We start from the raw sequence: 12,151 nt of genomic DNA on the forward strand, positions 1-12,151 counted from the left end.
TCAGACCTCGTACGGCTGGACGACGATGAAGTTGCCGGGGGCTCCCCGGAACTGGAGGTTCACGCCTTCGCCGCTGTGGCCGGGGTAGGCGTTGCGGCGCATGCGGACCTGGCTGGAGACGATCGCCTGGGCGGCCGCGGACCAGGCCACCACCGCGTTGGAGTCGGCGAACGTGGTGGGGGTCACCGGCAGCACCACGGGGGTGCCGTGGGTCTTCACGACGACGGTGCCGGTGCCCTGGAACTGCATCACGAACAGGGCGCCGCCGGGGATGCCGTGGCCCTCGATCCTGCGCACCTCGTACTGAAGGCTCTCGTCGAAGGCCAGCACGTTCTCCGAGGAGACGCAGATCGCGTCGCCCTGGAGCTCGATGGGGTGCAGGTAGGTGGCCTCTTCGGCGAAGAAGACCTGGCCGCGGCCGGTGCAGCGCATCAGCTGCATCTCCTGGCCGGTGGCGTTGCCCACGATGCGGCCCGCGAAGCCCGCGCCCTTGTAGCTGAAGTCGACCTTGCCCTGGTAGAGCACCATGCTGCCCTGGCGGGCGAGGACCGGCTGGTCGCCGGCGGCGCCGAGGTCGACGCGGATCAGCTTCTTGTTCTGCGGCGTCCAGCGCTGGCCGGTGGGGGCCTCGCGGTACTTCTCCAGGGCGGCCGCGACGCCGGGCGCCGCGGCCTGCTGCGGAATTCCTTGCGGGGCGCCGTGCGGGGCTCCTTGCGGACCGCCGAAGGGGGCTCCTTGCGGGCCGCCGAACGGGGCGGGGGCGGCGGCCGGCTGCTGGTGGCCCGGCGGCATGGGCGGGGTCGGGGACTGCGGCCCGTAACCGGGCGGCAGCGTCGCCCCGCCCTGGCCCGGGACCTGCCCGAACTGCTGCGGCGGCTGCTGTCCGAACGGGTTCGGGGCGGCAGGGGGCGGCGGGACCGCGCCCGGGGGCGGGGCCAGCGGGGCGGCGATGGTGGGCGCCTGGTGGATCGACGGCGCGGTCGGCGCGGTCGGCGCGGTCGGCGCGGGCGGCGGGGGCGGCGCCTGCGCAGGCGTCTGGGGCGGCGCGAAACTCTGCGGCGCGGGGGCGGGCGGGGGTGTGGGGGCGGGAGCGGGAGCGGCCGGGGCGCCGAAGGCGGGCGGCGCGAACACGGGCGCCGCGGCCTGCTGGGGCGGCGGGGCGGGCGCGGCGGCGGGCTCCTCCTCGGCGACCTCGCCGCCGAAGTTCTTGAGCAGCGCCTCCAGCCCGCCGTCGAAGCCCTGTCCGACGGCGGCGAAGCGCCAGACGTCCTTCAGGTAGAAGTCGCCCAGCATGACGGCACGCTCGGTGGAGAATTCGGCGCCGGTGAACGCGTACCGGGCCACTTCCTCGCCGCCCGCGACGATCCGGATGTATCCGGGGCCCACCTGCGACATCTGGCCCGCGCCGTCGATGGTCGCGGTGAATGACAGCTTGTGGATCCGGGCCGGGATCCGGTCGAGCGTCACGCGGAAGGACTCGGTGTCGCCGGCCTGGGCGCCCAGCAGCTGGACGGACTCCTCGGGCGTCTTCGGCTGGTTGAAGAAGACGAAATAACGGTCGTCGGACAGGCGTTCCTCGGCGTCGAGGCCGAAGCAACTGATGTCGAAGGACAGGCCGGGACCGGCGATCTGTACGCCTACGTACAGATCGGTGCCCGCCGTGAGATCACTGATCTTGGCCTTGTGGCCGCGTTGGAATTCCCTGGCCATGCGTAACGACCGTCCCCCATCCCGATGGTGATTGCGTCGCGCCAGGCTAACTGCAAACACCGACAGCGGTAGAGGTCGGGACAGCCCTGGTACACAACCGTCTCCGCCGGACGACGGGCGTCCGCGGGCGGCGTGTCACTCGCCGCGCGCGCCCGGCGGATGGGGCAGCCGGTCCGCGGCGACCACCCCTTCGAGGTAGCCGCGCGCCCGCTCCGTCCGCGGGTAGGCCTCCAGGAGCCGCCAGAACCGCGGGCCGTGCCCGGGCACCAGCAGATGGGCGAGCTCGTGGATCAGGACGTAGTCGACGACGTACTCCGGCATGCCCTGGAGCCGGTGCGAGAGGCGGATGCTGCCCTCGGCGGGGGTGCACGATCCCCACCGGGTGTTCTGGTTCGTGACCCAGCGAACGGACGCCGGGCGGGCCCGCCCGCCGAGGTGCTGCTCGGACAGGCGCTCGGCGCGCTCGGCCAGCTCGGCGTCGCCGAGGACCCGCTTGCTCTCCTGCGCCGCGAGCTTGTCGAGCATGACGCCGACCCAGCGCTTCTCCTCGGCCTCCGACATGCGGGCCGGGATGAGGACCACGGTGCGGTCGCCCTCCCGGTAGGCGGAGACCGTCCGGCGTCGCCGCGCGCTCCTGCGGACTTCGACGGCGCTCGTCCCGAGGCCGCTCGGCGGCGGTTTCTCCGTGCTGCGCTGCGTGGTCGAGGCACGGTGCAGGGGGTCGACGGGCACGCCCCGACGTTACCCGCTGTACAGGGCGGAAGTCCCGCCTCCGGAAGTCTTCGGTGCGGCCCCGCGCCCCCGGCGAACGATTCGTACGACTATTACCCACCGCCTGTGGACAACTTTCCGCACCCGTCGGGCCCGGCGGCCATGCTGGCCGTCGATCGAGGGGAACGGCTCTCGGTCGAGGCGAACGGCTCGCGCCGCATCGGCGGGAGCACGGCACGGGGAACCACGGGGGACAGCCATGCATCCGATCCTCAAGCCCGCACTGCGGCGCGGCTGGCACGACCTGAACACGGTGCAGTGCGGGATGACACCGGCCCATGCGGTGGTGCTCGGCCCGGTGGACACGGCCACCGGGACGTTCCTGACCCTGCTCGACGGCACACGCGGCGTGCCGCTGCTGCGCGAGGAGGCCCGGCGGATGGGCCTGCCGGACGGTCACGTCGACGCCCTTCTCGAACGGCTGACGGGGGCGGGGCTGCTCGACGACGCGACGGGCGGCGGCCCGGACGCCGACGCGCTGCGCCGGCGGCCCGCGGTGCTGGACCGGCTCCGCCCCGACCACGCGGCCCTCACCGTGACCACCGCGGCGCCCGCCGAGGGCATGCGGAGACTGGCGGCGCGGCACTCGATGCGGGTCCAGGTGCGCGGGGCCGGCCGGGTGGGCGCGGTGCTCGCCTCGGTGCTCGCGGCGGCGGGAGTGGGCCATGTCGACGTGCGGGACGGCGGCTGCGTCGCACCGTGGGACGTGGCACCCGGCGGGCAGCCGGGGACGGCGGTGGGCGAGCGGCGCGAGGTGTCCGCGCAGCGCGTGGTGCGCGCGGCGGCGCCGGGCCGGCCTCCGCGCCCGGACCGGCGCACCGCCGCGCCCCGCCCCGCCGAGGGGGAGCAGGGCGAGCCCGCGCTGTCGCTGGTGATCGTCGCGCCCCGTGACGGCCTCGGTGTCCACTCCCCCGATCCGGTGGCCGTGGAGGATCTGATGGCGGCGGGGATCCCGCATCTGTACGCGGGCGTGGTCGAGGCCACGGGTGTGGTGGGGCCCCTGGTGCTGCCCGGGGGCACGGGATGCGCGCGCTGTCTGCTGCTGGGGCGCGCGGACCGCGATCCGGTCTGGCCGCGGTTGCTCGCGCAGTGGGGCTCGGGTCGCTCCTCGCGCCAGGTGCAGCCCTGTGACGTGGGGCTTTCCACCGCGGTTGCGGGTCTCGCGGCGGCGCACGGGCTGGCTTTCCTGGACGGTGAGCTGCCGTCGAGCACGGGGGCGCGGTGGGAGACGTCCGCACCCGGTCTCGACTGGCACGCGAGGCCGGTGTGGCCCCATCCGGAGTGCCCATGCGGTGCGGGTGAGGGAGGTTACGGGAAGGAGACCCCCGTGGAGGCCGAGCCGCAGGACACAATGGTGGGGTAGGCAATGGCCGACGGCGCCACGACACCGGACGCGCGCGGTACGGCTCGTCCGGCACTTGGAGGGGTGTATGTCTGATCTTCCCCGGAAGGCGGTGACCCGTACCGCCAAGCTGGCCGCTCTGCCCATCGGCTTCGCGGGCCGGGCGACCTGGGGCATCGGCAAGCGGATCGGCGGCAAGTCCGCCGAGATCGTCGGCCGGGAGCTCCAGCAGCGCACGGCGGAGCAGCTGTTCCGCGTCCTCGGTGAGCTGAAGGGCGGGGCGATGAAGTTCGGGCAGGCGCTGTCCGTCTTCGAGTCGGCGCTGCCCGAGGATGTCGCCGGGCCCTACCGCGCGGCGCTCACCAAGCTTCAGGAGGCCGCGCCTCCGATGCCGACCCGCACCGTGCACGCCGTGCTCGACGAGCGGCTCGGGGAGGAATGGCGGGAGCTGTTCCTGGAGTTCGAGGACAAGCCGGCCGCGGCGGCGTCGATCGGGCAGGTGCACCGCGCGGTGTGGCACGACGGCCGGGAGGTCGCCGTGAAGGTCCAGTACCCGGGCGCGGGCGAGGCCTTGCTGTCGGACCTGACCCAACTGGGCCGTTTCGCACGCCTGTTGGGTCCGCTGATTCCGGGGATGGACATCAAGCCGCTCATCACCGAGCTGCGCGACCGGGTGGCGGAGGAGCTGGACTACGGCCTGGAGGCACAGGCGCAGCAGGCGCACGCCGAGGAGTTCGACGGGGACCCCGATGTCGTGGTGCCGCAGGTGGTGCACCAGTGCGAGCAGGTGCTGGTCACGGAGTGGATCGACGGCATCCCGCTCGCCGAGATCATCAGCGGCGGCAGCACGGAACAGCGGGACCGCGCGGGCCAGTTGCTCGCGCGCTTCCTGTTCTCGGGACCGGCGCGCACCGGGCTGCTGCACGCGGACCCGCATCCGGGGAACTTCCGCCTGCTGCCCGACGAGAAGACCGGCTGGCGGCTGGGCGTCCTGGACTTCGGCACGGTCGACCGGCTGCCGGGCGGGCTGCCCTCACCGATCGGTGACTCGTTGCGGCTGACGCTGGAGGGAGACGCGGGCGCGATCTACGAGGTGCTGCGCGAGGAGGGCTTCGTCAAGGAGTCGATCCGGCTCGAACCGGAGGCGGTGCTCGACTATCTGCTGCCGATCATCGAGCCGGCGCGGGTCGAGGCGTTCACCTTCACCCGTTCGTGGATGCGCAACCAGGCGGCGCGGATCGCCGACCCGCGCTCTCCGGCTCACCAGCTGGGGAAGCAGCTCAATCTGCCTCCGGCGTATCTGCTCATCCACCGGGTGACGCTGAGCACGATCGGCGTGCTGTGCCAGCTGGGTGCGACGGTGCGCTTGCGGGATGAGCTGGAGGCGTGGGTGCCCGGATTCGTGGCCGAGGAGGCCGACGACGAGGGGGCCGAGGACGCGGCGGACGAGTCCGGGGCCGTGGAAGGCCGGGCCCGCGGCGCCGAAGCCGACGACGCCGACGCCGATGCCGATGCCGATGCCGACGGTGGGGAGGACGGACCGCCGGCCGCGGCCGAGGGCTGACCGGGTCACCACCGGTCGGAGTCGAGACGCCCCTCGATGGCCCTGATGTTCTCCCGGGAGCAGCTCGCGCAGAAGTGCCGCCGGACGCCGTCCTCGACGGAGTACGTCCAGGTCAGGGGTGTCGCCCGGGCGGTCGCGCCGCAGCGGGCACACACCAGGGTCCGCTGGTCGGGGCGGTGTGCGGGGCCCCCGCCAGGAGGAGATGTCACGCGGCGACGATAACGCCGCGCGGGGGTGTTCGCCCGGCGCAACGCACCGCGGGGGCCGGTCCGCTCCGGACCGACCCCCGCACGAACAGCCGGGTGCTGTTGTCGTTGATTACTGCATGACGGCCATGGCCAGCGCGCGACGGGCGCGCAGCGAGGCGCGCTCGGCGCGACGCTGCATCCGGCGGGCGATCACCAGGCGCATGGCCTGGCGGTCGAGGTCGGCCTCACGCAGGCGCTCGTGCATATGCGCACGGGCCAGGGCTTCTGGGGCGAGTTGCATCTGACGGGTCCTGTTCTGACGCGAGTCGTTCGCGTCCGACGTCGGAAAGTCTGGAGTCACGGAGCCGGCGGGCTCGCTCGTGGACGGCTTCATCGGGGCCTGCTTCTTGGGGTCGTGCGTCAGGGGGCGGTCGATCGTTCCTCGGGTGTTCATGCCGCGACCGGGTTCTTGCGCGGGCGGCCACGCGGCCGCTTGCGGGCCACGACGACTCCCTGGATGAACAGCTCGCCACCCCAGACGCCCCAGGGCTCGCGCCGCTCCTTGGCGCCGGCGAGGCAGGCCTCGACCAGCGGGCAGGTACGGCAGAGGGACTTGGCGTACTCGACGTCCGCCGGCGACTCCGCGAAGAAGACCTCGGGGTCGTAGGCACGGCAGGGGACGGGCACGCCGAGGTTCTCGATGGCGTCGTCGAGCGCGGTGAGCGCAGTCAGCGGGTTCAAGGCGGAGTCCTCCGTGGGGACGGGCGGGGGAAGAGGGTCTGAAGGCGGTACTGACGGGGCGTGCGCTTCGAGTTGCACGGTGTCGTCTTCCTCGTCTGGTCGTTCCGGCCGGTGGGCCGGGTGGCGGTGGTACCGGGTTCTTTTGTTGTCCCGAGGCCCCTTCGTTCTGGTCCCTCGGAAGACCGCTGGTTCTTCCGGGAAAACAGAAGGGCCGCGGATCCCGGGTGGGGTTCCGCGGCCCTGAAGGCGCCGGCCTGATCGAAGATCAGGCTGGATCACTCCAGGGTTCAGGCCCACGGAAGGCCCACATCGTGTGGTGCTGCGTCGTCTGCTTCCGGAATCCGGCACCGGCCGCGGCAAAGGCATAGGCGTGGGCCTGTGCCGTCGCTACTGCTTCCGGTGCCTTCGTCGGTCGCTCATTGCCCTCGCGAATCGGCAGGGAGGCGAGGGACATGCCGGGCTCCGGACGCATGGCGCTGACGCCAGACAGACCGGTGCCCAGGTTCGAGAAGCCGAGCAGGCAGGAAGCGACGACCGAGCGATCGGTCATTTTCACGGTGGAGCTGGCGTTGATGCTGATCACTGGAATCGCCTCCTCTCGGCGTCTTGGGGACCGGATGAACCGGTCCGACGGCTTTCAAGTACAACACGGAACCAGGGCCTTCGAGAAGGCCGCTGCTCTCGTGCTTAAGAACCTATGGGGATTGCTGGGGCATGCGCAAACTATTTTTTCGACGAGTTTGAATCAAGCGTCTCCGGCGCCCTCATCGTCCTCATCTCTCACCATCTGACCTGCGCAAAGGGCAAGAACATCGGAGCCGTAGCTCCGAAACTTCCGTCGGCCGACGCCCGGGATGCGGGACAGCTCGCGCTCGTCGTCGGGCGACGCCTCCGCGATGGCGATCAGCGTCTTGTCCGTGAAGACGCAGAACGCGGGCTGGCCGAGAACGGCCGCCGTCCGGGCGCGCCACTCGATGAGCCGGTCGTAGAGCCCCTCGTCCATGTCGGAGGGGCATTCCTCGCAGCGCATCAGCTTCATCTCGGCGGCGTCGAGCGTGTGCCCGCACACCCGGCAGCGCGCCACCTTCCGGTCGCCCCGGGCCCGCGCCCCGGCCGGCGGCTCCCACACGGCGTCGTCCGGGCGCGCTCCGTGCTCGACGCCGCCGGGTCCGCCGCCCGCGCCGCGGCCGGCCGGGCCGGTGGAGCCCGGCCGCAGTCCGTCGAGGAAGCGGCTCGGCCTGCGGTTGGGGCGGCCGCCCGGTGAGCGGGACAGCGCCCAGGAGATGCCCAGGTGCCGCCGTGCGCGGGTCACGCCGACGTAGAGGAGGCGGCGCTCCTCCTCGACCTGCTCGTCGGTCTTCGCGTACGAGATGGGCATCATGCCCTCGGCGACCCCGACCAGGAACACGGCGTCCCACTCCAGGCCCTTCGCCGCGTGCAGCGAGGCGAGCGTGACGCCGTCCACGGTGGGGGCGTGCTGCGCGGAGGCCCGCTCGTCGAGTTCGGTGACGAGGTCGGCCAGGGTCGCCGCGGGGCGGGCCCGGGCGAAGTCCTCAGCGAGCCGGGCGAGGGCCGCGAGGGACTCCCAGCGCTCGCGCACCGCGCCGGACCCGGCGGGCGGCTGGGTGGTCCAGCCCTCTCCGGAGAGCACGGCCCGCACCTGGGAGGGCAGGTCGACGGCCTCGTCGAGCCCCGCGTCATTGCCTCCGAAGCGGGCCGCCGCGCGCAGGGAGTGCCCGGCCTTGCGGACCTCGGGCCGCTCGAAGAAGCGCTCCGCCCCGCGCAGCTGGTAGGGCACACCGGCGTCGGCCAGGGCCTGCTCGTAGATCTCCGACTGGCTGTTGGTCCGGAACAGGATCGCGATCTCCCCCGCGCAGACGCCGGAGGAGATCAGCTCGCGGATGCGGCGGGCCGCGCCCTCGGCCTCGGTGGGCTCGTCCACGTACTCCGCGTAGACCGGCTCGGGTCCCCCCTCGCGCTGCGAGATCAGTTCGAGGCGGTGCTCGGCGGCGCGGCCACGGGCGCGGGCGAGCACGCCGTTGGCCAGGTGCACGACCTGAGGGGTGGAGCGGTAGTCGCGGACCAGCTTGACGACGGTGGCGCCGGGGTGGCGGGTGCGGAAGTTCAGCAGGTGGTCGGGGGTGGCGCCGGTGAAGGAGTAGATCGTCTGGCTGGCGTCACCGACGACGCACAGGCTGTCCCGGTCGCCGAGCCACAGGTCGAGCAGGCGCTGCTGGAGCGGGCTGACGTCCTGGTACTCGTCGACGACGAAGTGCTGGTACTGGGCGCGGACCTGCTCGGCGATGTCCTGCCGGTCCTGCAACACGCCGACCGTCAGCAGCAGCACGTCCTCGAAGTCGATGACGCCCCGGTCGCGCTTGAGGGTCTCGTAGTCGGAGTAGATCTGCGCGATCTCGGCCGGGTGGCGGGGGGTGTCGCGCCCCGTCTTGTGGGCCGCGGCCGCATAGTCGCCGGGGACGGTCTGGGTGACCTTGGACCACTCGATCTCCGCGGTGACGTCGCGCAGCTCGCCGCGGTCGAGGCGGAGCCGGGAGGCGGCCGCGGCGTCGGCGACGAGCTGGATCTTGCGGTCGACGAGCCGGGGCAGGTCTCCGCCGACCGCCTTCGGCCAGAAGAACTGGAGCTGGCGCAGGGCCGCCGAGTGGAAGGTGCGGGCCTGCACCCCTCCGGCGCCGAGCTGCCGGAGCCGGCCGCGCATCTCGCCCGCGGCGCGGTTGGTGAAGGTGACGGCGAGGACGGTGTTGGGCTGGAGGATCCCGGCGCGGACGCCGTACGCGATGCGATGGGTGATCGCGCGCGTCTTGCCCGTACCGGCGCCCGCGAGCACACACACCGGACCGTGCAGCGCCGTCGCGACGGCGCGCTGCTCGGGGTCGAGCCCGTCGAGCACCGCGTCGGCCGATTCCGGGACCTGTGGGAACAGGGTGGAGTGCGTTGCTGCTGTCACCCCGCCATGCTGCCAGGTCCGCGGGGGCGGATGCGTCGCGTTGTCCACAGGCACCGGGCGCCGGTCGTACTAATGCGCCCGACGTGTGGGAATGGTCGCCCGGTCGCGTACGTTCGACCCATTGCGAACACGCATCACCAGCCACGAAGGAGCGCGAGGACCATGTCGGGCACTGTGACGATGTACAGCACCACCTGGTGCGGCTACTGCCAGCGGTTGAAGAAGCAGATGGACCGCGAGGGCATCACGTACAGCGAGATCAACATCGAGCAGGACCCGGAGTCGGCGGCGTTCGTCGAGAAGGCGAACGGCGGGAACCAGACGGTCCCCACCGTCCTCTTCAGCGACGGTTCGACGCTCACCAACCCCTCGCTGGCGCAGGTCAAGCAGAAGATCGGCGCCTGAGGCCCCGACGCCGGGTCTACAGCGCGTCGCTGGGCTTCGGCAGGGGCTTGCCGTACCAGAGCTCGATCAGGCGGGCCGCAATCGAGATGCCGTAGGGAGGCATGACCTCCTCGGACTCGAAGGCGGCCCGCAGGTCGTCGCGGGAGAACCAGCGCGCCTCGTGGATCTCGTCGCCGTCCACGTTGATCTCCGTGGACGTCGCCTGGGCCATGAAGCCGAGCATCAGGCTGGACGGGAACGGCCAGGGCTGGCTGGCGACGTACTCGACGTCCCCGACCACGACACCGGCCTCCTCCCACACCTCGCGGCGCACGGACTGCTCGATGGACTCGCCGGGCTCGACGAACCCCGCGAGCGTCGAGAAGCGGCCCTCGGGCCAGTGCACCTGGCGTCCGAGCAGGATGCGGTCCTGCTCGTCGGTGACGGCCATGATCACGGCCGGGTCGGTGCGGGGGTAGTGCTCGGCCCCGCAGGCCTGGCAGCGGCGGATGTGGCCCGCCGCGGCGATGACGGTGCGCTCGCCGCAGCGTGAGCAGAAGCGGTGCAGCCGCTGCCAGTTCTCCAGGGCGACGGCGTGCGCCATGAGGCCCGCGTCGCGGTGGGAGAGCAGCAGACCGGCCTCGCGCAGGCCTGCCGGGCGGGCCGACTGGTCCATGCGGCCCGGAAGCGTGTCCTTCTGGAGCGCGAAGTAGCTGATGCCGTCGTCGTCGGTGCCCAGGAAGTAGCGGTGCGCCTCGGTGAGCGGTGCTTCGAAGGCCGGCGTCATGACCAGTTCCGTCGCGCCGTCCGGTGTCTCGTCGATCAGCGCCTGACCGCCGGAGACCACGAAGACCCGGGTCGTGGGGTGGCTCCAGGCGGCGGCGAGCCACGCCTCGTCGAGGCGGTGGTGCGCCGCGCGGTCGATGCCGCTCGGGGCGGCGAGCGAGAGCGGTCGGTCGGCGGTGCGGTCGGTCCAGGTGGTCACGGGTGCTTCCAACTCCCCCGGTGGAATGGGTGGTTCGGCGGGCGGTTCGGCAGGGGTCACGGCGCGGGGCGTCTCGGTCACGAAGCGGCCGTCCAGCTCTCGGCGAGGTCGCCCCACAAGTGGGCGGCCGTCTCCACGCCCTTCATCAGGAGGTCGAGTTCGACCTTCTCGTTCGGCGCGTGCCAGCCGTCCGAGGGGACCGAGATGCCGAGGAAGAGCACCGGGGCGTCGAGGACGTCCTGGAGGTCCGCGGCGGGGCCCGAGCCGCCCTCGCGCGTGAAGCGGATCTTCTGCTCGAAGGCCTTCCCCATGGCGCGGACGACGGATTGCAGGGCGGGGTGGTCGAGCGGGGTGAGGCAGGGCCTGGTGGCGGCCCCGAAGGTGATCTCGTGGCGGATTCCGGCGGGCAGCTGGTCGGCGACCCACGCGGTGACGGCCTTCTCCACGTGGTCGGGGTCCTGTCCCGCGACCAGCCGGAAGGAGAGCTTGAGCCGGGCGGACGACGGCACGATGGTCTTGCCGCCGGGGCCCTGGTAGCCGCCGCCGATGCCGTTGACCTCCGCGGTGGGGCGGGCCCAGATGCGCTCCAGCGTGGTGTGCCCGGCCTCCCCGTGCGTGGCGTGGGACTTCGCGGTGCGCAGCCACTGCTCCTCGTCGAAGGGCAGCTCGGCGAAGAGGGCGCGCTCGCGGTCGGTGAGCTCGACGATGCCGTCGTAGAAGCCGGGGACGGCCACGCGCGCGTGCTCGTCGTGGAGGGCGGCGACCAGGCGGGCGGCGGCGGTCGCCGGGTTCGGGACGGCGCCGCCGAACGAGCCGGAGTGGATGTCCTGGTCGGGTCCGCGCAGCTCGATCTCGCAGTCGGCGAGGCCCCGCATGCCGGTGCAGACCGTGGGGGTGTCCTCGGACCACATGCCGGTGTCGGAGACGATCACGGCGTCGGCGGTGAGCCGCTCCCTACGGGCCTCGATCAGCTCGCGGAAGTGGGGGGAGCCCGACTCCTCCTCGCCCTCGACGAGCAGCTTCAGGTTGACCGCGGGGGCGGTGCGGCCGGTGGCGGCGAGGTGCGCGCGCACGCCCAGTGTGTGGAAGAACACCTGCCCCTTGTCGTCGGCGGCCCCGCGCGCGTGGAGGCGGTCTCCCACCACGACGGGCTCGAAGGGGTCGGTGTCCCAGCCGTCCTCGCGGGCGGCGGGCTGCACGTCGTGGTGTCCGTAGACGAGGACGGTGGGGGCCGTGGGGTCTCCCGAGGGCCATTCGGCGAACACGGCGGGGGCTCCGGCCGTCGGCCACACCTCGGTCGTCGGGAAGCCGGTCCCGGCCAGCTTGGCGGCGAGCCAGTCGGCGCTGCGCCGCACGTCCGGGGCGTGGTCGGGCTGGGCGGACACGGAGGGGATCCGCAGCCACGCGGCCAGGTCGTCGAGGAACGCCTCACGGTGGTCCTCGATGTACGCACGGACGGTGCTGACGGCGTTGTCAACGGGCTTGCTCATGTCCACGA

General features: G+C 72.6%; 12 protein-coding genes. 3 read left to right on the plus strand and 9 right to left on the minus strand.

The genetic code is table 11. The features are described 5' to 3' along the window. A complete protein-coding gene (locus ACIP5K_RS00995) occupies positions 1 to 1,710 on the minus strand; it encodes a TerD family protein (protein ID WP_401403654.1) in 1,710 nt (569 codons plus the stop codon). A gap of 135 nt (positions 1,711 to 1,845) precedes the next feature. After that, positions 1,846 to 2,442 (minus strand): M48 family metallopeptidase, encoded by a 597-nt coding sequence (locus ACIP5K_RS01000; RefSeq protein ID WP_401403657.1) that lies wholly within the window; start codon positions 2,440 to 2,442, stop codon positions 1,846 to 1,848. A 238-nt stretch (positions 2,443 to 2,680) separates the two neighbouring features. Here ACIP5K_RS01000 and ACIP5K_RS01005 point away from each other — a divergent pair, with 238 nt between their 5' ends. Continuing rightward, complete coding sequence (locus tag ACIP5K_RS01005; RefSeq protein ID WP_401403660.1) at positions 2,681 to 3,844, plus strand: ThiF family adenylyltransferase; 1,164 nt, start codon at positions 2,681 to 2,683, stop codon at positions 3,842 to 3,844. A 67-nt stretch (positions 3,845 to 3,911) separates the two neighbouring features. Further along, complete coding sequence (locus tag ACIP5K_RS01010) at positions 3,912 to 5,387, plus strand: ABC1 kinase family protein (protein WP_401403661.1); 1,476 nt, start codon at positions 3,912 to 3,914, stop codon at positions 5,385 to 5,387. 5 nt (positions 5,388 to 5,392) lie between these two features. Here ACIP5K_RS01010 and ACIP5K_RS01015 read toward each other — a convergent pair whose 3' ends face one another. The 5 genes from ACIP5K_RS01015 to ACIP5K_RS01035 all read right to left on the minus strand — a co-directional run bounded on the left by ACIP5K_RS01015 (position 5,393) and on the right by ACIP5K_RS01035 (position 9,284). Continuing rightward, entirely contained in the window at positions 5,393 to 5,596 is a 204-nt protein-coding gene (locus ACIP5K_RS01015) for a hypothetical protein (protein WP_401403664.1), read from the minus strand. Positions 5,597 to 5,705: 109 nt separating this feature from the next. After that, a complete protein-coding gene (locus ACIP5K_RS01020; protein WP_401403667.1) occupies positions 5,706 to 6,029 on the minus strand; it encodes a hypothetical protein in 324 nt (107 codons plus the stop codon). After that, the gene (locus ACIP5K_RS01025; protein ID WP_401403668.1) at positions 6,026 to 6,394 is read right to left on the minus strand and encodes a WhiB family transcriptional regulator; all 369 of its coding nucleotides are present in this window, start codon (positions 6,392 to 6,394) and stop codon (positions 6,026 to 6,028) included. Before ACIP5K_RS01025 ends, ACIP5K_RS01020 begins: the two co-directional genes overlap by 4 nt. A 187-nt stretch (positions 6,395 to 6,581) precedes the next feature. Beyond that, positions 6,582 to 6,899 (minus strand): hypothetical protein, encoded by a 318-nt coding sequence (locus tag ACIP5K_RS01030; protein WP_401403671.1) that lies wholly within the window; start codon positions 6,897 to 6,899, stop codon positions 6,582 to 6,584. Positions 6,900 to 7,061: 162 nt separating this feature from the next. Next, positions 7,062 to 9,284, minus strand: coding sequence for an ATP-dependent DNA helicase UvrD2 (locus ACIP5K_RS01035; protein WP_401403674.1), 2,223 nt, complete (start codon positions 9,282 to 9,284; stop codon positions 7,062 to 7,064). A gap of 162 nt (positions 9,285 to 9,446) precedes the next feature. On the opposite strand from ACIP5K_RS01035, the gene ACIP5K_RS01040 reads away from it, so the two are divergent. Then, complete coding sequence (locus ACIP5K_RS01040; protein WP_401403676.1) at positions 9,447 to 9,689, plus strand: mycoredoxin; 243 nt, start codon at positions 9,447 to 9,449, stop codon at positions 9,687 to 9,689. A gap of 16 nt (positions 9,690 to 9,705) precedes the next feature. Here the strand turns inward: ACIP5K_RS01040 and nudC are convergent, their stop codons facing one another. Beyond that, positions 9,706 to 10,653 carry an NAD(+) diphosphatase gene (gene nudC, locus ACIP5K_RS01045; RefSeq protein WP_401403678.1) on the minus strand — a complete coding sequence of 316 codons (948 nt, stop codon included), beginning with the start codon at positions 10,651 to 10,653 and terminating at the stop codon, positions 9,706 to 9,708. 77 nt (positions 10,654 to 10,730) lie between these two features. Continuing rightward, complete coding sequence (locus ACIP5K_RS01050) at positions 10,731 to 12,143, minus strand: dipeptidase (RefSeq protein ID WP_401403681.1); 1,413 nt, start codon at positions 12,141 to 12,143, stop codon at positions 10,731 to 10,733. Positions 12,144 to 12,151: the final 8 nt, after the last annotated feature.

This window comes from Streptomyces sp. NPDC088785 (genome assembly GCF_044750685.1).
Taxonomy (GTDB): Bacteria; Actinomycetota; Actinomycetes; order Streptomycetales; family Streptomycetaceae; genus Streptomyces.